This window comes from Kitasatospora sp. NPDC127035 (assembly GCF_042726075.1).
Lineage (GTDB): Bacteria > Actinomycetota > Actinomycetes > Streptomycetales > Streptomycetaceae > Kitasatospora.
On sequence record NZ_JBHXDN010000007.1, the window covers coordinates 147,957 to 169,637 of the forward strand.

Here is a 21,681-nt window from a genome sequence, read left to right on the forward strand (position 1 = left end):
TTCGCGGTACCCGGAGAAGGCTCAGCGCAGCACGCCGAGGTCCTTCGGGGCGGTCCAGCCGCTGTAGGTCACCAGGTGACGGTCTGCGGTGACGGCCCAGAGGTCGGCGGTGCCGTTCCCGTCGAGGTCGCCGGAGCTGCCCAGGGTCGGGTAGGCGTCCACGGTGAAGCCGGTGGCGACCACGCCGGCCGACGGGTCGGCGAGGGCGGAGAAGTCGAGGGTGCCGTCGGCCTTCTTCGGGATCGCGTAGGCGTGCAGTGCCCCGTCGGCCCGCTCACGCGCCCACAGCACGAGACCTCCGGAGGCGTCGGGGCCGGGGGTCACCAGGTCGTAGCCGGCCCAGAGGCCACCGGTGGTGAGTCGCTCGGCGTCGTTGAAGCTCCCTCCGCCGGGGAAGGGCGTGGCCACCCAGAGATCGCCGGCCTGCATCCTGAGCAGGCCCGACCCGGCCGGGCCGGTGGTGCCGATCCGACCGGGCAGCACGAGGTCCTGGACGCCGTCCCAGCCGACCGGGTAGCCCGGCGCGCAGGGGCCGGGGTTGGCGCACCACCGAGGCCAGTCGACGTAGCCGGTGCCGGAGCGGCTGAACTCCCCGGTGCCGTAGACGTTCCGGAGCAGGTAGACGCTGCCGGGCCCGCCGACCTCCCGGACGAGCAGGTCGTCGGCCGTGGAGTAGTTCCGGTCGCGGTGCGACACCCGGTAGTTGTTCCAGTTCTTGACCGACCCCGGGGCGAGGTCGGCCGGCAGGACGGAGGACGGCGTGGTGTCGTTCGCCCGGCCGCTGATGATCTGCAGGTTGCCTGCGGTGTCCGGCAGCAGGATGTCCGGGACGGCGTCCCCGTCCACGTCGCCGACGGCGCTGGGCTTCGGCCGCGGGTCCGAGGGGGCGTAGAAGTGGTAGCCGGTGTTGAAGCTGCTGTTGCCGGCGTTGTCCACCGCCTTGACGTACAGGACGTTGGTGCCCCACTCCCTCACCTTGACGTCGAGCGTGACGGTGCCGCCCGGGCCGGGCTTCACACTGGCGCCGCTGTCGCAGCCGCCGGACATCAGGAGGCTGTCGTTGAGGGCGTACCGGTAGCAGGCCAGGCCCGAGGCCTCGCCCCCGCCGGCGGGGGCCGGGTCGGTACCGCTGATGACGAAGGCGGCGGTCTCTCCCGCGTACTTGCCGGGCGTCTGACCGGAGCCGAGCGGCGGGAAGTCCGCGGAGGAGACGGTGGGCTGGGCGCTGGTCAGGTCCACCTTGAAGTGGCAGTCCGGGGACGCCGCCGAGATCTTGTGGCCCTGGAGGGCGCGGGCGTTCCAGGCGTAGCCGTGGCCGTCCACCAGGCCGGGGACGAGGGTGGTCGCCTCCTTGTTCCAGGCGGAGGCCTCGCGGACGGCGCTGAAGACGGCGGCGCCGTCGGCGGTGAGGTCCCGGACCGAGAAGCGGGCGGAGAGGGTGCCCGCGGTGTCCGAGGCGACGGTCGCCCTGAGCGTCGGGCCGTCGGTGGTCCGCCCGATCCAGCCGGGTGCGGTGGTGGCGTCGCAGGCGTCGGTGACGACGCCCTCGGAAACGTTCCCGGGCCGCGGGGACGCGGTGGTCCCGGTGACCCGGAGGCCGGTCTCGGCCGCGCCGGCGGTCGGCGCGGCGAGCAGACCTGCCGCCACGGCGACGGCAGCCGCCCCGCCGAGCCGACGGAGGTGCGCAGGCTTCATGGAGTACCCCACCCTTGGTGCGATGAAGGACGCGAAAGAAGATTCGATCGCGATCGAGCGGTGGGGATAATTCCAGCCTGCCGGACCGTCAGGCAACCGGGTATCGCGTCAGCCGGCGACCGGCTCCCGCCGGGCGGCGCGCAGGCCGCGGACGCCGACCGCGCCGACGGCGGCGCCGAGTGCGAAGGAGGTCACGGCGAGCAGCAGGTGGATCCAGAAGAAGGCGGTGGGCTGCCCGTGGTCGCCGTCGACGAAGGCCTGGCCGCCGGAGTCCTTCCAGAGGTTCTTGACGAAGGTCGTTGAATGGAAGCCACCTAGGAGAATCGGAAGCTTCCCCGCCGGTCAGCCGAACAGGGGCGGGTCACATACTGGAGGGAACGCCTCCCCTCATGAAGGACATCCCCGTGAAGCTCACCCGCCCCGTCTCCTGGTTCCTCGCAGCATTCGGCGTGTGGTCTTGGGTGATCTGGTCAACCTTCGCCAAGAACCTCTGGAAGGACTCCGGCGGGCAGGCGTTCGTGAACGGCGACCACTCCCAGCCGACTGCCTTCTTCTGGGTCCACCTGCTCCTCGCCATCACCTCGTTCTTCCTCGGTACGGCCGTCGGCGTCATCGGCCTCCGGGGCATTCTCGCGACCCGCCGCGCCGAGAAGTAGGCGGAGTCCTTCGCCAGGAACGGCGGCCCCGCCCATGCGCTTTGGGGCAGCGCAGGGACGGGGCCGTTCTGGCTCAGCCTCGGACCGGCACCGGGGTCTCCGGGCTGTCCAGCCACACCGTGTGGCCGTCCAGGGTCACCGTGAGCCCGAACCGGTCGAAGCCGGGTCGGCCCTGGTCATCCCACCAGCGCCAGGCGGCCTCCACCTCGTCCCATAGGTTCCGGGGGCCGGACTGGTACACCTCGTACTCCGCGCGGTCCCGCTCATAGTCGGCGGAGGCCCACGACCGGGCGTCCCGGCTGTAGAGCCACAGCGTGTACGCGCCGTTGTCGTAGCGCTCCGCCCGCCAGAACGTCCCGGGCACAGCCGCCCCGATGACGAACAGCTCGAACCACCCACCTGTGTCTGGAGGGGCCAGGGCGGTGGTACTTCTCTCGGCGTCGGCAGGCCATTCCTGACCACGTAGGTAGTCCTCGAAGGGCGGCCGGTCGGTGCGCTGCTGGCGCAGCCGCATGAACGCCGAACTCCGGGTGAACCTGCCGCTCGCGCTGGTCCCGTCGTCGTTCACGGTCAGCCGGACGATCTGCTCGCCGCCGTACTCGGTGCCAAACGGGGCGAGGATGGCCCCGCCGGGCGCCGTCTGTTCCAGCCACGCCGGAGGGATCTCCAGCAAGGAGCACGTGGCGATGATCCGATCGTAGGGAGCGCCCTCCGGCCAGCCCTGCCGTCCGTCGCCCTCGATCACAGTCGGCTCAAGTCCGGCCCGATCAAGGTTCTCCCGTGCGCCACGGATAACGTCCGCGTCGTACTCGACGGTGACCACGTTGGGGCTGCCCAGGCGGTGGGCCAGCAGGCCCGCGTTCCACCCCGTGCCGGCTCCGACCTCCAGCACCCTGTCACCGGGGCGCACGTCGAGATCTCGGAGCATCGAGAACACCATCGTGGGCATGGAGTTGGATGAACTGGGGGTGGTACCGAGCCCGTCACCCGCGTGGTCCCCGTCGTCCCACTGCGTGGTCAGCGGGATGTCCGAGTAGACCGCCCTTCGCCACGCTTCGGGGTCCTGCGACCGGCGCACCACGGGGTTCTGCTTCGTGCCGTCCGCGATGCCCGGCCAGATGCGATCCGGGACGAACAGCTCACGGGGCACGGCCCTGAAGGACGGAAGCCAGTCCGAGGAAAGCGCGCCGCTGGCCACCAGCGCGGAGGCGAGCCCCTGAGGGCCCGCCTCCTTGCGCGTCTCGCCGGTCACTTGCCGCCCGCCGGGGACGAGCCGTCCGAGGTGTTGCCGCCCTCGTCGGACCCGCCACCCCCGTGCCCGGAGCCCTTGTTGCTGTCGTCCTGCTGCTTGCCACCCTTGCCGTCGCCGGTGCCGCCGCCGTGCTTCCCCATCTCAGTACCTCCGTGCCGTTGGGCCCAACCGGCGCTCGCCCGCCGGGTCGTACGACCCGTCCCGGCCGATTCCTTCCCCAGGTGACCAGGACGGGGGTCTTCTGGGCGCGTCAGCGCCTCGGGTGGTTCGCCTCACGGACCCGGGCCAGCAGCACCGCCCGGCGCTGCCGCTCCTCCGGCGTCAGGGACGCAGCAGAGTGTTCCTCCAGAGTGAGAACCGGGCGGGGCCCGGCAGGCCGCTCTCGGGGCCAAGGATGGGCCATGATCCAAGCGAACGGGTCTACGGGCTCTGAGCCCTCCGTGGGGCCCTCAGGGGGCACCTGAACGCCGTCCCGGTCATCATCCGGGTCTGCCTCCTGGTTCAAGCACTCCCAGTCGCCTGCGTGCTGCTGCCGCCACCGGCCCAGGTGTCTGGCAATGGTCGGGTTCTTGTCGGCCGGGTACTGCGCTTCGATCTCGTCGAAGTAGGCACACCCCGGGCACTCTGTGCTGACGGCCCGCGCGGGGGCTTCAGGAAGCATCCTCACGGCGCACACCCCTTGGTGCACTCCGCAATGTGCTTGTCCCGGGGCTTCTGAATGTCGCGCATGGCATCCATGTCCTGAAGCTCTGCGGGGGCCTCAGCGAACACGGCGGCCATGCGAGCGAACGACCGGCCCACCGGGCACACTGCGGGGGCTTCAGAGGCCACCCCCGGCCGCATCACGAGGCCCCCTTGTCGGGACAGTTGTCCGTGCCGCAGGTGCAGGCGGGCCACTCCCGCAGGATGTCGCCAACCGTCACCCGGGCCGACACCTCAGCGTCGTAGTCGTCAAGCGGGTTGAAGGTCCCCTTCGCTTGGCGACGCGCCGCCCTGTACTCAGGCAGCGTGCTTCCGCTACCCGTCTTGGCCGTCATTGGTCGCTCCTCCCGCCGAGTTGCCCCCAAGATCCGGCAACCGCCCGGGACGGTGAAACCTCGCGCAAAGGACACTTCTGAACGTCCCTCGCGCGATAGAACGTCCCTAGCAAAGGACCGGTGCCTGCGGGGAGACAAGCGAGATGCCGAACGAGAGACTGAAGAGCGTCATGGTGTCGGGTGGTTGGACATGTGCCGCCCTCGCCGAGAAGGCCGGCGTGGACACCAAGTCGGTTGAGCGGTGGGCCAACCAAAGCAGGACGCCCCGGTTAGGGACAGCGCGTCTGGCGGCCGAAGCCCTGGGAGTAGACATGTTCGCACTGTGGCCGAGCCTGCGGCAGCCACGAGCCGCACGGGCGATAAGCCCCGAGCTCGTGGCGCTGTACGAGCAGCGGGCTGACTTGCCGGTGTCCGTCTTCGTTGATCTGCTCGGTAAGGCTGCTGAACGCATTGACGTGTTGGTCTACGCTGCCGTGTTCCTCCACGAGGCGTACCCCAGGCTCAACGATCTCCTTCGCGAGCGTGCCGCCGATGGCTGCGTGGTCCGCATCGCCCTCGGTGACGCCGAGAGCGAGAACGTAAGACAGCGCGGCGAAGAGGAGAGGTTCGGCCACGGCATCGAGTCCCGATGCCGCCTCGCACTGATGCACTACCGCCCACTCATCGGCACTCCCGGTATCGAGATCCGCACCCATGGGACCACGCTCTACAACAGCCTGTACCGGGCAGACGATCACCTTCTCGTGAATGCCCACGTCTGGGGCGTGAACGCCTTCGGTGCTCCGGTCTGGCATCTCCGACGGACGGGTGCGGGCACGATGTTCGACACCTACGCTTCGAGCTTCGATGCGGTGTGGAGCGCATCACAACCAGTCGAGGAGAGCTGAGACATGGCACGGACCGAGTACTACGACGACCCCAACGCGCCCAAGCCAAACCGGCTGGTGGTCGCGGCTTCCGCCGTTGTCACGGATGAGGCTGGACGCATCCTGCTCCAACGACGTACTGACAACGGACTGTATGCCCTGCCTGGCGGAGCGATGGATCTTGGCGAGTCCCTTCCGGACACTGCGGTGCGAGAGGTTCGCGAGGAGACCGGGTTCGATGTAGAGATCACGGGACTGGTCGGTACCTACACAGACCCTCGGCATGTCATCGCCTATTCGGATGGCGAGGTTCGACAACAGTTCAACGTCTGCTTCACGGCCCGAATCACGGGCGGTGAACTGCGCATCTCTGACGAGTCCACAGACCTTCGGTTCGTCGCGCCTGAAGGCATCGGTGATCTACCGATGCACCACACACAGCGCCTTCGACTCCGACACTTTCTAGACGGCAGGACCACGCCGCACCTCGGCTAGTGGAAGCTCCTGGGGCCACGTCCCAACCGTACGATCCACTGTGAGCAGGAACGCAGTGCCCAGTCAGCCGCCCACCCCCTCTAACGCTCTTTGGCCTCGCGATACAGCGTGCTGAAGGTCGTACTGAACAGGTCCTCAGTGATGCCTAGCTGGCCGTGGAGCGGGCCCACAACCTCAGCGAGACGCTTGTCCGTCTACACGAACAGGGCATCGTCGGACTCAAGTTTTGCGATCATGCCGTTTCGGCCCGTGTACGAGCAGAACTCTTCTGCGTGATCGCGCCAGAAGGCATGGGCGAGATGGTTGCGGCGAGTCCGGCACTCGTTGAGGTCGTCGATAAGCTGCTGATCAGCGGCTGTCTGCCGACTGACGTGGGTGATCAGCTTCTCCATGGTCTTCTTGAAGCCCTGCACCCAGGGGTCGCGGATCAGAACCTCAGCCTGCTCTCAGGCTTCGATGATCTTTGTTACAGCGAGCGCGTTGACGAGCCCGTGCCCCAGAACCTCGGCGTGATACATCGCTAGGCCGTAGTGCGCGAACGTGGTCTTCACGTGCTCGTCCTCGTCGTCACCGTCGGGGAACTGAAGCGTCGGCACCCAAATCTCACTCATGGGCGCCAGTATGCTGGCCAAGCAGCCCAACTGTCAGACGAATTAGTTCAGTTGATGTGCACCTACCCTTGCCCTCCTCTCCGGTTTCCGGCGTCGTCGGCGGGCCCCTTACGCCGACCAACAATTTGGCCTGGCATGAGAACGCAAAGAAGCCCCCGCCCGCCCCTGTGAGGAGTCAGACGGGGGCAAGAGGCGAATCAGCGGTCCCGGTAGGGCCTCCGGTGCCAGACACCGCAAGCGTCTGGCCACAGGCCGACGGTGACGGGCGGAAGGCACCTGCGGGCGTCGTGCGGGCCAGTGCGGTGGGCGTCACCAGCGCGCGTGCTGCCGAACGTCTCGCAACAGGCCGCGCAGTGTTGGGCGCGCCGGCCGGACCACTCCCGGCCGCATGCCGGGTGGGTGATCTTCAAGGACACCTCTCGTCGGTTTCGAAACTGGAATCTGAGCGCTTTGGATGGGCGGGTTGGTCCATCTGTCCAACCCCCACCTGAAAAGCCGTCCACGGTCCGCTGTGGCAGCGATTTAAGGGTGTTCTGGTGGTTAGCCTCCCTCGCGTGCGCGCACCCACGCGCACCCGCATGTGCACACCCGCGCATGGCCCTGCTGCTTCTGTGTGACGAAATGGGTCTGACTAGGCATTTCACAAAGAAGACTGCTCTACCCGAAAGTCCCAGACCGGTACAGAGGCCGATTCCTGCTAAGTCTCTGCGGGGAAGGAACCCCGGGGAGGGGGTCATGCCCCAGGGGGTGCGCCCCTACTAATGGCGCACCAATTCAGAATGCTTAGGCTCCAGGCGACGCGAGTCCCGGCAGATCCGGCGCAGCTCTTCATTAGCCGCAACCGGCCGATTAAGGGCTCGATAGATCACACGATGGGCAAGTTCCTTCTTGGTATGGCCATGCGCGCCGTATCGCACAACTGCCCGACCGCCCCGGTCCAGTCTTTCCGAAATGAGGCAGCCAGTTTCGGCGCTGCGGATCACGTGACCCAGCGCCTTGAGTGCAACGTCCCGATCAGTCAGAACGTAGCTCATCGATTCCACGGCTCCATATCACTGACGGGAGAGGACGGGCCGGCCGCCGGGTCGAATTCGGCGTCCGGGTCCGCCTTCGGGTCGAGGCGACCGGGAAGGGCACCATATGCATTGCCGTTAAACTCCAGCCGATCGGTCAGAATTCGATCCAGCGCAATTCGGTCGCCGTTCCAATTGATGCCCCCGCGCGGTGCCATGTAGCGCCACTGCTGCCCGTTCCCGTTCCACGGATGGCCCAGGTCCGCGTCAAGGTCCTCCACGGTTTCCGCCAGGGTGACCAACTCATCCATGAGACAGGCCAGTTGAGTTGCCGCGACCACGGCAGCGGCGCGCTTCTCCTCGGCCAGGCCGGTGACGTCAGAGCGCCAGTCAGCGCGCACGGAGATAGCCGCAGCACGGACCGCCGAAGCGGCCTCGGCGGCAAGCTCATAGGCCGCCGTCTGGACGCGCTGAGCCTCCGCAAGGCGGCTCTCCAGCAGGCCACGGTTGGTCGACTTGGGAAGCGGCTTACCCTGTGCAAGGGCCACCTTGACAGCGAGCTGATCCCTGCCCTCCACCTTGGCGAGGTCAGCCTCGGCAAAAGAAACGGCGTCGTCGGATTCCGCGCGCTTGCGCAGAATTTCTTCAAATTTATCGAGAGCGTTCTTCACGCTTTCCGGCGTGCACGTATACGTGTAGCGCGGGACCTCCCGAGACGCCTGGTCGTACAGCGCGTTGAGTCGAGTGATTCGGGCGTCGGGCGAAATGTAAGACATTGATATGGCTCCTTGTCGGCAGGAATTCAGAGAGAAGCGGCTTAGCGGTGCAGTTCTAGGCCGCCATTCGCCGCCGGAGGATTAGAGCGGCGAGCTTTACCGGATCGATTTCTCCATTCCCGGGATCGTGCTCGGCAGCGCCGCCACCCCTGACGAGTGGCGTAGGCGTAATTTTGAGGGGCGAACGGAAGTGCTCGGCGAGCTTTCGAGCGTCCGCCGTGATTTCCTCGGCATTCGAGCCCGTAAGGCGGTCGCGCCATGTCTCAGGGATGGAGAACTTGGCGCCAATCTGCTGGCACAGCGCGGAGAGGTCGGCGGCCGGCTGCGGGGTCACATTTCCGTGGGTAGGCGCATTGGCGGCCTTCTTCGCCTCTACTGCGGCGCGGGCGTTGTTGATGTGCTTGGCGATTTCGGATCGTCGGTCCACAGGCCGGCCCCTAGTCGAATTTGGGTACAAAAATGGCCCCGCATCACGGGCGCTGCACATCCATCGGTCACCGACCTGACCGTTGGGAAAGCAGCATCCGTAACACGGGCCTATCGACAAGAGACGGATCTCTGTCGGCGGGTCCGGCAAGAAGGCCGTAGGGCCTCTGCCGGGGTTCACTATTCAGTTGATCAATTGTTGGGGCGCGTCGGTACGAGTGTCGAGCCTCTCGGCTTCCCCCGTAAGAGGGATCTAGATGCACTTAGGGTGGATGTGGGGACCCCTACATTTCTACATTTCTACATTCGCGCAGGTCAGACACTCGCTGTGCGATCTTGCCAAGAGGCAAACTACATTCAGTCGTCGCACCTCGGTGACACAAAGGTGGCCCGGACCACAGAGACTCAATCTCTGCAATCCGGGCCGGTTCCGGCGAATCGTCAGATGACCACCAGCGGGCGCTTGTTCCCCATAATGTGCGCCAGCTCTTCGGGTGCGGGTGTCGGTCGCCAATCCAGGGTGACGCGGTCGGCAACAGGGATTACGGACCGGTCAGCGCGCCGCCCAGGGCCAACGGCTACGCCGGAGAGGAACAAATCGAGGAACTGCCGACGCTTGATGACGTCCCATCCTGCCCACGGGGACTCCGGTCCCAGCGGGTCAGATTCAGCAGCAAACCACTCCGCCGGGATCTGCACCGCATTCGCCGACTTATCGTTCAGTTGTCGAAGGCGCTCAAAGCACGTCTCCTCGTATTCCAGGTATTGGAGCATGGTTCCCTGGAATGCCGCCGCTCCACGCTCCCCCTTGTAGACGCCTGCCTTCCGGTCCGCATAAAGATCCGTGATGGATTGCTGGACGTGGTCAAGGTGCGCCTGCGTTTCGGCCCGTTCGTCCTCGACTCCGGCAAGGTCCTGCTGCTCTGCAAACCGTACGGCAGCTGCCACAAGCCATGCCTGGTCTTCCGGGTCGGAGAGATCGGCATTGCTGATCTTTGCCCACACCCGGCGGGCCACGAAGTCGTCAAGGTGGGTGATCTGCACGGAAAGGCCGCCATGCCCAATCGGGTTTGCGCACATGTAGTACCGCCCGCTCTTGCCCATCGAGCCCTCACACTTGGCGCAGCGGGAGAACTTCCACCCCGAAAGCAGCTCCGGCACGCTGTTCTCGTACTGCCGCTCAGCAAGGCCGCGCTGACCGATTTTCTCCTGAAGCTCTAGCCATGTCTGGCCGGGGATGATGCCCTTGTGTGGCGCAAGAGGAGCCCCTGACCCGTCCCGGGCAATGACGTTGGTCAGTGTACCCTTGGGGCCCTTTGGGAGACGTGCGGAGGCGAACCCTCCGATACAGGGATGCGTGAGGATGTGACGCACGGTCTGCGCCCGCCAAATGATCCCAGTCCGCTGCCTGCCAGGGAATCCGCGTTCCAGGACGGCCTTCTTGCGTGCTTCGGTGTTGCGCTGCGCCGTGGTGCCCGGGGCGGGTACGCCTTCCTGGTTCATGGTTGCCGCAATACGGTTGTAGGCGTACCCCTTGAACGCCAGGCCAACCAGTTTCCGGACCACCTCGGCGTAGGCCATTCCCGCTCCCTCCCAATGATCCTCATTGGGCTCAAGCGTGGTGACGGTGAGCTTTCCGATCATCTCGCGGCGGGCCTTCATCCCGAAAGGTGGGGTGGAGGAGTGGCGTCCACCGACGGCTTGAATCTCGTCCTTTGCGCCGGCGGTGCGGGCCGCCTTGATATCGGAGTCCTGCTTGGCCAGCGCAGCGATGAGCGCAAAAACTGCCTCACCGACAGGATTGCTGGTGTCAAGGAACGGCTCCTGAACGCTGACAAGTCGCACGCCGTACTCGCGCAGCTTCTTGTCAATCGTCATGGCTTCGTAAGCGCCTTGCCGGGTCAGGCGCGAAAGCTCATTGACAACAATGACGTCCAATTCCCCGCGTTCGACGGAGAGCATCATTTCTTCGAAGTCCGGCCGGACAACCTTCGGGTCCCACCCCGACTTGCCCACATCCTTGTACTCCCGGACCACCTGCCACTTGCTGGTGGCGCGTGCGGCCACCAGGGCGTGACCGGCGCTCAGCTGTGCCTCGGGCGACGCCTCGGAGGCGTCCGGCCGCTTGCTGGACTGACGGGCGTACAGCCCGACCCGGACGACGTCTAGCTGGTCCGAGGGGATGCCCGGAGCGAGGAAGGTTGCCATGCTCTGAGCTTGCCGCACCGTCTGACCTGCGCTTTCCGCTTTGCCGAAGCTTTGCTAGGTACCTTCTCATCAAAGGCGGTCCAGATGATCATGGACCAGACGCCGAAGGCGGTCAGGAACCAGGAGGTGCGGCGACTGAGCTTCATGGGGCGTTCCTCGGCGGGGCGGCGGGGCGACGCGGTGAAGGCGGCGGAGCGGTGAAGACGACGTGCCTCCCCAGTATGCGCGGGCGGCCGTTCGGAGTACGGCGGGCCCCTCCTGCGGCGGAGGACGACGGAGTGGCGGACGGCGGGGGCCTGCACTGGGTACCGTCTGCTGGTGCCCACTTGCTCGAAGCTCGCACGTGTGATCGCCGCGCCCGTCGCGGCCCTTCCGCTCCTCCTCGCCGCCCCGGTGGCCGTCGCGGCCCCGAACGAACCACCGCCGCCGGCCGCGGTCGGCGGCGAACGGCTGGGCCTCCCCGGGGTCCAGGTGGCGCCACTGGCCGGCGCCCCGGCCCTGCCGGGCGATCTCACCGGGCAGTCCTGGATAGTCGCCGACGCGGTGTCCGGCGAGGTGCTGGCGGCCAGCAACCCGCATCTGCGGCTGGCCCCGGCCTCCACCCTCAAGATCCTCTTCGCCGACACCGTGCTGCCCAAGTTCGACCGCAACGCCGTGCACAAGGTCGCGGACGCGGAGATCCAGGGGATCGGCGCCGGCAGCTCCCTGGTCGGCATCAAGGAGGACCTGGAGTACCGGGTCGAGGACCTCTGGCGCGGGGTCTTCCTCAGCTCCGGCAACGACGCGGTGCACGTCCTCGCGCACATGAACGGCGGCGTCCAGCAGACCGTCGCCGAGATGCAGGCCCGGGCGGAGGCGCTCCAGGCCCGGGACACCCGGGTGGTCTCGCCGGACGGCTACGACTCGGAGGGCCAGGTCTCCTCGGCCTACGACCTGACCCTGTTCGCCCGCGCCGGGCTGCGCAACCCCGACTTCCGCGGGTACTGCGCCACCCGCGACATGCTGTTCCCCGGCGCGGTGGACAAGAACACCGGGCAGCGCGGCAGCTTCGGGATCGCCAACACCAACCGGCTGCTCGGCAAGTACCCCGGCCTGATCGGCGTGAAGAACGGTTTCACCACCAACGCCGGCTCCACCTTCGTCGGCGCCGCCGAGCGGGACGGCCGCACCCTGCTGGTGACGGTCATGCACCCGACCTCGTACCAGAAGGTCTACGACGAGACGGCGGCGCTGCTGGACTGGGGCTTCGCCGCGGCCGGCAAGGTCAGCCCGGTCGGGAAGCTGGTCGAGGAGGGCGAGACCGCCGCACCGGTCCCGACCGGCCAGGCGGGCGGCGCCGCCGGCGCACCCGCACCGCCGCCGCACCCCTCGCCGGCCGCCACGACCACCGCCGCGGACACGGCATCCGCCGCGCACACTGGCGGCGACGGCGACGGGCTCGGCCCGGTCGGCTGGATCGCCGTCGCGCTCGCCCTCACCTCGGGCGGCGCCGCCGGGCTGCTGCTGCTCAACCGGCGGCGCGCCGCCGGCGGCTGAAACCCGTGACGGGGCCCGGTCTCACGTCCGGGGCCGGGCCTCCGTCGCGCCGCCGTCCGCTTCGCCCCCGGGGCCGCTCTCACGCCCGCCGTCCGTGCCGCCGTCCGCAGCGTCTCCGGCCGGGGTCTCCGCTCCGGCCTTCGTCGCTCCGGCCTTCGTCGCTCCGGCTTTCGCTCCTGGCTTCGCGGGGTCGGCGGCCTGGTCGACGGCCTCGTCGGCGGCCTCGACCATCGCGCGGGCCCGCTCGCGGACCCGGTCCCGGGCGGCCTCCGGGTCGGCCGTCGCCGTCCAGGCCACGCAGTACATCAGCAGCCGGCAGACGAAGTTGATCCAGAGCAGCAGTGCCACCGGCACCCCGAAGGCGCCGTAGAGGCTCTTCCCCGCGACCGAGCCGAGGTAGGAGGAGAGCAGGATCTTCAGCAGCTCGAAGCCGACCGCACCGATCAGCGCCCCCTGCAGCACGACCCGCCGGCGCTGCCCGCCGATCCGCGCGAACGGCGCCAGCAGGTAGGCGAAGAGCAGCATCGCCGAGGCGACCGCGACCAGCAGGCCCACGCCGGTGAGCAGGTAGCCGCCGGGCCCGCCGCGGCCCAGGCCGATCCAGTCGGCGATCCGGCCGGCCAGCGTCGTCCCCGCGGCCGAGGCCCCCAGCGAGAACAGCGAGACCACGCCCAGGCCGCCCAGCACCAGGCAGTCCCAGCCCTTGCGCAGCAGCGGGTTGCCCTCCTCGTCGGGCAGCTGCCACACGTCCCGGATCGAGGTGCGCATGGTGTCCACCCAGCCGAGCCCGGAGAGCAGCAGGAGGACGCCGCTGACCAGCCCGACCGCGCCGGCGTTGGCCACCAGGGAGGGCAGGTTGAGCGCGTCCGAGATGCCGGGCAGCTGCTCGGAGATGCGGTCCTGGATGTCCTGGACGCGGGCGTCGCTGAGGGTGGCGACGGCGATCGCCAGCGCCACCGTGAGCAGCGGGAAGAGCGCGAGGAAGCCGAAGAAGGTGACCGCGCCGGCCAGCCGGTTGCCGCGGACGGCGGTGAAGTGTTCGTAGGCACGGTACGGGCGGCTGTGCAGCACCCGTGCCACGAGCGGGCCGATCACCGGAAGGCGGGTCAGGAAGTCCACCCGTCCGGTTATACCGGCAGGTCGCCCGAATGGCCGTCAGACTCCCCGGCGCACCGGCAGGTCCGCCGACCCGCTCCGCGGGCGGAGCGTCAGCGCCGCACCAGCCGGCGGGCCCGGGCCAGCGCGCGGACCGCCTGGTAGGGGGTGTACCGGCCCTGGGCGAGCAGCTCGGTCCGGATCCCGGCCACCCCGGCGGGCGGGCGGTAGCCGGCCGGGCGGAGCCGGGCGCAGTGCGCGGCAGCGCGGCGGAAGAACTCGCGGCGGTCGCCGGGCGGGACCCGGCCGGGCCGGGAGACCACGGTGTTGAGGTGGTGCAGCATCCGGCCGTAGACCACCGGGCGCCAGTGGTCCAGCCCGGGGCGGCCGTCCAGGAAGGCGAAGACCAGGTCGTACTGGGCGAAGACGTCGAAGTGCCGGCGGCTCGCGGTGGCCAGGATGTTGCCGCCCTCCTGGCGCTGGCGGTAGTGCACGCCGACCCGGTCGAGCAGCGTGATGCTCCGCGCGGCGAGCAGCGCCGGGTACGTCCAGGGGGTGTCCTCGTAGTAGCCGGCCGGGAAGGCGAGGCCCTGCGCGGTGACGAAGTCGCGCCGGTAGGCCTTGTTCCAGACCACCTGGAGCAGGTCGAGGAGGTCCGGGCGGGCGGCGAGGTCGAAGACGGCCGGGGAGGCCGCGCCGAAGACGTGCGAGGAGGCGGCCCGGGTGATCCGGCCGTCGGCGTAGGTGCGGGCGTAGTCGTAGACGAGGACGTCCGGGTCGCCGCCGGCCGCGAGCCGGTCGTCGACGGCCTTGAGCAGGCCGGGGGTCATCGTGTCGTCGCTGTCCAGGAAGACCACGTAGTCGCCGGTGGCGACGTCGAGGCCGGCGTTGCGGGCCCGGCCGAGGCCGACGTTCTCCGGCAGGTGCAGCACCCGGACCCGCGGGTCGCGGACGGCGGCCGCGTCGAGCAGCGCGCCGCAGCCGTCCGGGGAGCGGTCGTCCACCGCGATCAGTTCGAGGTCCGGACCACCCTGGCCGAGCACCGAGTCGAGGCACTCGACGAGGTACTCCTCGACCTTGTGGACCGGAACGATCACGCTGAAGCGGGGCATGGGCACAGGGTAGTGGCCGGCGGACCACGGTTGCCCGGGGGCCCCTTGGGCCGGACGGTAGGATCGACAGGCACGTACGCACCGATTCAAAGTGCGGTCAGACCCCGAACGGGCTGCCACGCTCCTTCCCGAGAAAGGCCTGCGTAGCCGATGGCTCCCCGCCTCTCCATCGTCGTCCCGATCTACAACGTCGAGCGCTACCTCGTGGAGTGTCTCGACTCGATCGCCGCCCAGACGTTCACCGACTTCGAGTGCGTCATGGTCGACGACGGTTCGAAGGACACCAGCGCCGCACTCGCCGAGGCCTACGCCGCCGAGGACTCGCGGTTCCGCCTGGTGCGTCAGGTCAACAAGGGCCTCGGCGCGGCCCGCAACACGGGTATCCGGCACATCGACCCGGACTCCGAGTTCCTCTGCTTCGTCGACAGCGACGACTCGATGCCGCCGAGCGCGTACGAGCTGATGATCAACACGCTCGACGAGACCGGCTCGGACTTCGCCACCGGCAACGTGCTGCGGTTCCGCGCGATCGGCTACTACCAGTCCGGCGGCCACAGCCGCCCGTTCGCGAAGACCGTGCTCAAGACGCACATCACCGAGATCCCCTCGCTGGTCACCGACCGCACCGCGTGGAACAAGGTGTACCGCCGCTCCTTCTTCGACGCGGCGGGCATCCTCTACCCCGAGGGCATCCTGTACGAGGACGCGCCGGTCAGCGTGCCGCACCACTACCTCGCCAAGAGCGTGGACGTGCTCTCCGAGCCGATCTACCACTGGCGCGAGCGCGAGGTCGGCGAGATGTCGATCACGCAGATGCGCACCAACCCGAAGGGCCTGATCGACCGTGTCACCTCGGTCGAGCTGGTCCGCGGCTGGCTGAAGAAGCAGACCGAGCCGCGCTTCGCCGAGTACCTGCGCACCTACGACGAGAACACCCTCGTCGAGGAGCTCCCGATGTTCTTCTGGTCCGTCGTGGACGGCGACAAGGAGTACCGGGACGCCTACGTGAAGTGCGTCAGCCGCCTCCTCCGGTCGATCGGCCCGGACCCGGTGAAGAAGCTCCGGGCGCCGCTGCGCCTGAAGTACCACCTGACCCTCCAGGGCCGGGTCGACGAGTTCGTCGAGCAGATCAAGTACGAGGGCGAGAGCAACGGCGGCGTCGTCGCCAAGGGCCTGCTGCGCCCGTACGCCGACTACCCGTTCCTGCGCGGCGGCCGCAAGAGCGTGCCGTCGAACCTGCTGAGCCTGCGCAACTCCACCGTCATCCGCAGCCGGCTCTACGGGTCGGCGTGGGAGGGCGGCCGGCTGCGGCTGACCGGGCACGCCTACCCGGAGCAGTTGGGCGCCGCCAACAAGCTCGACATGGTCCGCACGCTGGTGCTGCGCGAGACCAAGGGCCGCCGGGTCGTCGCCGTGCCGATGAAGACCCAGTACAGCCCCGAGGCCACCGCCACCAACCACCACGACCTGTACAACTGCGACTGGGCCGGCTTCACCGTCGCCCTCGACCCGGCGAAGCTCAAGCACCGGGGCCAGTGGAAGGACGGCAACTGGCGCGTCCTGGTGGCCGGCGCCGGCAAGGGCGGCGTCTACAAGGGCCGCATCTGGGCCGGCTGGGCGGACACCGCGCTGTACCTGCCCTCGCACTGGGTCGAGCCGGACGTCCGGATCGTGCCGTTCGTCCGCGACGGCAGCGTCTACGTCAGGGTCGAGAACGTCCAGGTCCGGGTGACCGGGCTGGCCGCGCACGGCAACACGGTCGAGATCTCCGGCGCCGCCCGCGCCGGCGTCCGGCTGGCCGGGGCGCGGCTGCGGCTGACCCACGTGGAGTCCGAGCGCGAGCTGTTCTTCCCGCTCTCGCAGGGCACCCCGGTCGGCACGCTCCAGCCGTTCCACATCTCCTTCCCGACGGCCGAGCTGACCGCCGTCCGCGAGGCCTGGGCGAAGCTGGACCCGATCGCCGAGGAGCGCGCCCGCGACCGCTGGGACGCCTCCCTGGAGCTGGCCAACGGCCTCAGCGTCCCGATCGCCCTGGACGACCGCAACGCCCCGGAGCAGCTCAACGTGCTGCTGAACCCCGAGGCCCCGGTCGCGGCGCAGCGCACGCTGTACTCCAAGCCCTCCCCCGGCGGTTACCTGCAGCTCTCCGACCAGCTGCTGCAGCCGGTGGTCCACGAGATCACCTCGCGCGGCGCGGACGGTTTCCTGCTCAGCGGCACCTTCCCGCTGCCCGGCAACCATCACTGGGAGCTGCTGGTCCGCCACCACTGGGGCGAGGAGCAGCACGTCTACCCGGTGGAGATCTCGGACGGCCGCTTCCGGACCGCGCTGCCGGCCGTGCCGACGGCCTCGTTCGCGGGCAACGCGCCGCTCGCGCAGGGCGGCTGGAACATCTCGTTCCGCCCGGCCGGCGTCGTCTACAACCCGGACATGAGCTCGTACGCGCTGATCGCGCCCGAGTGCTTCGGCTCGCTGCCGCTGGAGGTGGAGGCCCGCGGGAAGCGGATCGTGCTGGAGCGCCGCCACCACGACGGCCTGCAGCTGGAGTCGGAGAACATACTGCTTCCGGAGGAGCGCAGCGGCTGGCGCCAGCGCCAGCTGCGGAAGGTCGACTACCCGGCCGCCCGCCGGGCGCCGCTGCGCGACACGGTGCTGTACAACGTGGCGCTCGGCGGGCTCTACGCGGACTCGCCGCGGGCGATCCACGAGGAGCTGGTCCGCCGCGGCCTGCCGCTGGAGCACCTGTGGGGCAGTGACGACCTCCAGGCCGACCTGCCGCAGACGGCCGGCGCGGTCCGGCTCTGGAGCCCCGAGTGGTTCGAGACGCTGGCCACCGCGAAGTACATCGTGACCAGCGCGCACCTGCCGGACTTCTTCGTCCGCCGGCCCGGGCAGATCGTGCTGCAGACCTGGCACGGCACCCCGCTGAAGAACATCGGCCACGACTTCGAGAAGGTCTGGTTCACCGACGCGCACTACCTGAAGGGCCTCGCCAAGGAGGTCCCGAACTGGAACCTGCTGGTCGCGGGGAGCACCTGGGCGGCTCCGGTGCTGCGTCGCGCGTTCGACTTCAAGGGCGAGATCCTGGAGAGCGGTCTGCCGCGCAACGACCTGTTCTTCTCCCCCGACCGGGAGAAGACCGCCGAGCAGGTGCGCGAGCGGCTCGGCCTGCCCGAGGGCAAGAAGGTCGTGCTGTACGCGCCCACCTGGCGCGAGGACCGCCGCCGCCACTACGGCGGTTACCAGCTGAACCTGCAGCTGGACCTGGAGGCGGCGCAGGCCGCGCTGGCCGACGACCAGGTGCTGCTGGTCCGCCGGCACTCCAACGTGCGCGAGCCGATCCCGGGCGCCGGCAACGGCTACGTCTGGGACGTCAGCAGCTACCCGGACACCGCCGAGCTGCTGCTGGTCGCCGACGTGCTGGTGACGGACTACTCGGCGTCGGTCTTCGATTTCGCGGCGACCGGCAAGCCGATCCTGTTCTTCACCTACGACCTGGCGCACTACCGCGACAACCTGCGCGGGTTCTCGCTGCCGCTGGAGAAGGAGGCGCCCGGCCCGCTGCTGGCCACCTCCGAGGAGCTGGTCGCCGCGCTGGGCCGGGTGGACGAGGTGGCCGCGGAGAACGCCGACCGGTACGCGGCGTTCCGCGAGAAGTACTGCGACCTGGACGACGGCCAGGCCGCCGCCCGGGTGGTGGACGCGATGCTGAGCCGCGAGGCGTAGCCGCCGCGGTCCACGGAAAAGGGCGCCCGACGCGATGTTCGCGTCAGGCGCCCTTTTCCGTGGGCACCGTCGAGAACGCATTCTCCGAGAGAACTCCCAGGCAATATTCAGGTAAACATTTAATTGACTTCAGGAATCATTTCCCGGTAACTTCGCGATTTCTTGCCGAGAAAGGTTCGTGGAAGATGACTGTCCTCACCCGGCTCGTCCTCCCGCACGCCGCACCCCGCTCCGGCGAACCGTCACCCGGGGGCGACGAGGACGCCGCCTTCGGGCTGCTGCGCGCCCGCTGGACCGCCCGGGGCCTCGAACTCACCGGCTACGCCCGCCCGGACGACCGGGACACCGCCCGCCCCGGCTCGGCCTGGACCTGGCTCACCCTGCGTCGCGACGACCACGAACCGCCCCTCCACCTCCCCACCCGGCCGCGCCGCATTCCCGAGATCACCGACGACGCCGCCCACCCCGACCACAACAACGACTGGGCCGGCTTCACCGCCCTGGTCGAACCCCGCCGGCTCCGCCCCGGCGACGACTGGCTGCTCGGCGACTGGACCGTCGAGGCCACCCTCTTCACCCGCCCCCGCCCCACCCGGCTGCGCCGGCAGTACGGCGCCCTCGGCGCCCACTGGTGCGGCTCCGGCGAGTACCCGCCGGCCCGCTGGGTCGACCACGACGTCCGCCTCCAGCCGCACTTCGCCGACGGCCGGCTGAGCCTGCGGCTGGAACGCCCCGGCGCCCGCCTCACCGGCGCCGACCCGGCGGCGGACGGGCTGCGGCTGCGCGGCGCCACCACCGCCCCCTGCCCGGCCGGCACCGTGCTGCGACTGCGCCACCGCGAGAGCGGCGCCGTCCTGATCCACCCGGTCACCACCTCCGGGCGGTCCCTCGCCGTCCACCTGCCGTACCGGCCGTTCACCGCCGACGGGCGCGGCGGCCAGGAGCCGGAGCACTGGGAACCGGAGCTGCTCCGCCCCGACGGCTCCGCCGGACCACTCGTCCTCGACGAGCGCCACGGCCCGGTCGCCGGCCAGCACCGGCTGCCCGGCACCGACGACCGGGCGCTCTACCTCAAGCACCTCGCCGACGGCCGGCTCCAGCTCTGCGTCCAGCCCGCCGCCGGCTACGTCGAACGGCTCGCCGTCCGGAGCGGCGGCTTCGAGCTCACCGGCCACTGCCCCGCCCCCGGACCGCTGGAACTGGTGCTGCGGCACAGCGGCACCGGCAGCGAGATCCGCCGGCCGGTCGACCTCGGCCCCGACCACCGGTTCCTGGTCCGGCTGCCTGCCACCCGCACCGGCTCCGACGGCACCGAACTGCCGCTGCGCAAGGGGCTCTGGGAGGCTGCCCTCCACCCGGTCGGACGGCCCGGCCCCGCGCGCCCGCTGATCGCCGCCCCCGCCGTCCTGGCCGCCCTGCCGGCCGCCGCCCGGGCCGGCGGCAAGCGCGTCCTGCTCCAGCGGCGCTGGCACGACACCCTGCTGCTGGACTCCACGCCCGTCCTCACCGCCACCGAGCGCAGCGCCTGGACCCAGGCCCGCCAGCGCTCCGCCGGCTACCCCGCCGCCCGCCGCGAGCCGCTGCGCGAGACCGTGCTGTACGACGTCTTCGGCGGGCGCGGCTACGCCGACTCGCCACGTGCCGTGCACGCCGAACTCGTGCGCCGGGGAGCCCCGTTGGAACACCTCTGGGTGATCGACGACGGCCAGGCCGAGCTGCCGCCCGGGGTCCGGGCGGTGCGGGTCTGGAGCCCCGAGTGGTACCGGGCCCTGGCCACCAGCCGGTACCTGGTCGGCAACACGCACTTCCCGGACTTCCTGCGCCGCCGCCCCGGCCAGGTCGTCGTCCAGACCTGGCACGGCGCCCCGCTCAAGCGGATCGCCCACGACGTCGACAACCCCTGGCTCGCCGACCACGGCTACCTCGACGCGCTCGCCCGGGAGACCCCGCAGTGGAGCCTGCTGGTCTCACCCAGCGGCTTCGCCACCCCGCACCTGCGCCGGGCCTTCCGCTACCGCGGCGAGATCCTGGAGTCCGGCTACCCCCGCAACGACCTGCTGGCCCGGCCCGACACCGCACGGGCCGCCGCCGTCCGCCGCCGGCTCGGCGTCCCGGACGGCCGGCGGGTGGTGCTGTACGCGCCGACCTGGCGGGAGGACCAGCAGCGCCCGGACGGCGACGGCTTCCGGCTCGACCTGCGGCTCGACCTCGACCGGGCCCGGGAGGCGCTCGGCCGCGACCACGTCCTGCTGGTCCGCCAGCACGCGCACGTCCGCGAGCCGCTGGCGGGCGACCGGGACGGCTTCGTGCGGGACTGCGGCGACTACCCGGACGTGCAGGACCTGCTGCTGATCGCCGACGTGCTGGTCACGGACTACTCGTCCGTCATGTTCGACTTCGCGGTCACCGGCCGCCCGATGCTCTTCTTCACCTACGACCTGGCGCACTACCGGGACACCCTGCGCGGCTTCACCTTCGACTTCGAGTCGCAGGCCCCCGGGCCGCTGCTCGACGACTCCGACCAGGTGGTCGCGGCGCTGCGCGGACTGGCCGACGACGGCGGGCTGCCCGCCGGGCACGCCGAGCGCCACCGGCGCTTCCGGGACGTCCACTGCGCGCTGGACGACGGCGGCGCCGCGGGCCGGGTGGTCGACCGGATGCTCGGACTCGGACGCGCTCAGCCGAAGTCGTAGGCCCGCCAGGGCCGCCAGACCTCGTCGTCGTCGAAGCGGGAGAGACTGAACCCCGGCACCGGGAACGCCGCCCGGAACGACCGCGCCTGCTCGTACGCCTGGTCCAGCACGTCGTCGGCGAGCCCGTGGGCCACCGTCACGTGGGGGTGGTACGGGAACGCCAGCTCCCGGGCCAGCGGGCCGGAGCGGATGTCCGCCTCCAGCAGCCGGCACTCCTGCTCGCCCTCCTCGACCCGGACGAAGACCACCGGGGAGACCGGGCGGAAGGAGCCGGAGCCGCGCAGCACCATCCGGAACGACCGGTGCGCGCCCGCCACCGCCGCCAGGTGCTCCTCGATCTTCGGCAGCGCCTCGGCCGGCACCTCCGTCGGCGGCAGCAGGGTGACGTGCGTGGGTATCGACCGGGCCAGCGGGTCGCCGTGCCCGGCCCGCGCGTCCTGGATCGCCGAGCCGTACGGATCCGGGACGCTCACGGACACGCCGA

General features: G+C 69.8%; 19 protein-coding genes and 1 pseudogene. 6 read left to right on the forward strand and 14 right to left on the reverse strand.

The annotated features are described in order from the left end of the window. Positions 1–21: 21 nt before the first annotated feature. Positions 22–1,695 carry a hypothetical protein gene (locus tag ACFWIC_RS06915; protein ID WP_380516503.1) on the reverse strand — a complete coding sequence of 558 codons (1,674 nt, stop codon included), beginning with the start codon at positions 1,693–1,695 and terminating at the stop codon, positions 22–24. A 108-nt stretch (positions 1,696–1,803) separates the two neighbouring features. Then, positions 1,804–1,992: pseudogene (locus tag ACFWIC_RS06920) on the reverse strand (SCO4848 family membrane protein); the annotation flags it as partial. A 107-nt stretch (positions 1,993–2,099) separates the two neighbouring features. Here ACFWIC_RS06920 and ACFWIC_RS06925 point away from each other — a divergent pair. Further along, a complete protein-coding gene (locus ACFWIC_RS06925; protein WP_380516568.1) occupies positions 2,100–2,351 on the forward strand; it encodes an SCO4848 family membrane protein in 252 nt (83 codons plus the stop codon). Between the two features lie 73 nt (positions 2,352–2,424). Here ACFWIC_RS06925 and ACFWIC_RS06930 read toward each other — a convergent pair whose 3' ends face one another. The 3 genes from ACFWIC_RS06930 to ACFWIC_RS06940 all read right to left on the reverse strand — a co-directional run bounded on the left by ACFWIC_RS06930 (position 2,425) and on the right by ACFWIC_RS06940 (position 4,640). Further along, positions 2,425–3,603, reverse strand: coding sequence for a methyltransferase domain-containing protein (locus ACFWIC_RS06930; protein WP_329947727.1), 1,179 nt, complete (start codon positions 3,601–3,603; stop codon positions 2,425–2,427). Next, positions 3,600–3,743 (reverse strand): hypothetical protein, encoded by a 144-nt coding sequence (locus ACFWIC_RS06935; protein ID WP_329947728.1) that lies wholly within the window; start codon positions 3,741–3,743, stop codon positions 3,600–3,602. The genes ACFWIC_RS06930 and ACFWIC_RS06935 overlap by 4 nt, the downstream gene beginning before the upstream one ends. A gap of 702 nt (positions 3,744–4,445) precedes the next feature. Further along, positions 4,446–4,640, reverse strand: a complete 195-nt coding sequence (locus ACFWIC_RS06940; RefSeq protein ID WP_380516506.1) for a hypothetical protein — start codon at positions 4,638–4,640, stop codon at positions 4,446–4,448. Between the two features lie 143 nt (positions 4,641–4,783). Between ACFWIC_RS06940 and ACFWIC_RS06945 the strand changes: the two genes are divergently transcribed. Both ACFWIC_RS06945 and ACFWIC_RS06950 read left to right on the forward strand, forming a co-directional pair. Next, positions 4,784–5,527: a helix-turn-helix domain-containing protein gene (locus ACFWIC_RS06945; RefSeq protein ID WP_329947730.1), complete on the forward strand. Its 744-nt coding sequence runs from the start codon at positions 4,784–4,786 to the stop codon at positions 5,525–5,527. A gap of 3 nt (positions 5,528–5,530) precedes the next feature. Further along, positions 5,531–6,001, forward strand: a complete 471-nt coding sequence (locus ACFWIC_RS06950) for an NUDIX domain-containing protein (RefSeq protein ID WP_327679661.1) — start codon at positions 5,531–5,533, stop codon at positions 5,999–6,001. 194 nt (positions 6,002–6,195) lie between these two features. Here ACFWIC_RS06950 and ACFWIC_RS06955 read toward each other — a convergent pair whose 3' ends face one another. From ACFWIC_RS06955 to ACFWIC_RS06980, 6 genes are all read right to left on the reverse strand, one after another. Continuing rightward, positions 6,196–6,393 (reverse strand): hypothetical protein, encoded by a 198-nt coding sequence (locus ACFWIC_RS06955; protein WP_380516509.1) that lies wholly within the window; start codon positions 6,391–6,393, stop codon positions 6,196–6,198. Positions 6,394–6,447: 54 nt separating this feature from the next. Continuing rightward, positions 6,448–6,612: a hypothetical protein gene (locus ACFWIC_RS06960; protein ID WP_380516511.1), complete on the reverse strand. Its 165-nt coding sequence runs from the start codon at positions 6,610–6,612 to the stop codon at positions 6,448–6,450. Positions 6,613–7,370: 758 nt separating this feature from the next. Next, positions 7,371–7,646, reverse strand: coding sequence for a hypothetical protein (locus tag ACFWIC_RS06965; RefSeq protein ID WP_329947732.1), 276 nt, complete (start codon positions 7,644–7,646; stop codon positions 7,371–7,373). After that, positions 7,643–8,401 (reverse strand): hypothetical protein, encoded by a 759-nt coding sequence (locus ACFWIC_RS06970; RefSeq protein ID WP_380516515.1) that lies wholly within the window; start codon positions 8,399–8,401, stop codon positions 7,643–7,645. Before ACFWIC_RS06970 ends, ACFWIC_RS06965 begins: the two co-directional genes overlap by 4 nt. Before the next feature lie 55 nt (positions 8,402–8,456). Next, a complete protein-coding gene (locus ACFWIC_RS06975) occupies positions 8,457–8,828 on the reverse strand; it encodes a hypothetical protein (RefSeq protein WP_380516518.1) in 372 nt (123 codons plus the stop codon). A 440-nt stretch (positions 8,829–9,268) separates the two neighbouring features. Then, the gene (locus ACFWIC_RS06980) at positions 9,269–11,035 is read right to left on the reverse strand and encodes a recombinase family protein (protein WP_380516521.1); all 1,767 of its coding nucleotides are present in this window, start codon (positions 11,033–11,035) and stop codon (positions 9,269–9,271) included. A 312-nt stretch (positions 11,036–11,347) separates the two neighbouring features. Here ACFWIC_RS06980 and ACFWIC_RS06985 point away from each other — a divergent pair, with 312 nt between their 5' ends. Next, positions 11,348–12,571, forward strand: a complete 1,224-nt coding sequence (locus ACFWIC_RS06985) for a D-alanyl-D-alanine carboxypeptidase family protein (protein ID WP_380516571.1) — start codon at positions 11,348–11,350, stop codon at positions 12,569–12,571. Positions 12,572–12,592: 21 nt separating this feature from the next. Here the strand turns inward: ACFWIC_RS06985 and ACFWIC_RS06990 are convergent, their stop codons facing one another. Beyond that, positions 12,593–13,690, reverse strand: coding sequence for a YihY/virulence factor BrkB family protein (locus ACFWIC_RS06990; RefSeq protein ID WP_380516524.1), 1,098 nt, complete (start codon positions 13,688–13,690; stop codon positions 12,593–12,595). A gap of 89 nt (positions 13,691–13,779) precedes the next feature. Then, complete coding sequence (locus ACFWIC_RS06995; RefSeq protein ID WP_380516527.1) at positions 13,780–14,778, reverse strand: glycosyltransferase family 2 protein; 999 nt, start codon at positions 14,776–14,778, stop codon at positions 13,780–13,782. 150 nt (positions 14,779–14,928) lie between these two features. Between ACFWIC_RS06995 and ACFWIC_RS07000 the strand changes: the two genes are divergently transcribed. Continuing rightward, on the forward strand, positions 14,929–18,504 hold the full coding sequence (locus tag ACFWIC_RS07000; protein ID WP_329885317.1) for a CDP-glycerol glycerophosphotransferase family protein: 3,576 nt from the start codon (positions 14,929–14,931) through the stop codon (positions 18,502–18,504). Positions 18,505–18,689: 185 nt separating this feature from the next. After that, the gene (locus tag ACFWIC_RS07005) at positions 18,690–21,197 is read left to right on the forward strand and encodes a CDP-glycerol glycerophosphotransferase family protein (protein WP_380363648.1); all 2,508 of its coding nucleotides are present in this window, start codon (positions 18,690–18,692) and stop codon (positions 21,195–21,197) included. Here ACFWIC_RS07005 and ACFWIC_RS07010 read toward each other — a convergent pair. After that, a complete protein-coding gene (locus ACFWIC_RS07010; protein ID WP_329885319.1) occupies positions 21,182–21,670 on the reverse strand; it encodes a 2'-5' RNA ligase family protein in 489 nt (162 codons plus the stop codon). The two genes, ACFWIC_RS07005 and ACFWIC_RS07010, sit on opposite strands and share 16 nt — an antisense overlap. Between the last annotated feature and the right edge of the window lie 11 nt (positions 21,671–21,681).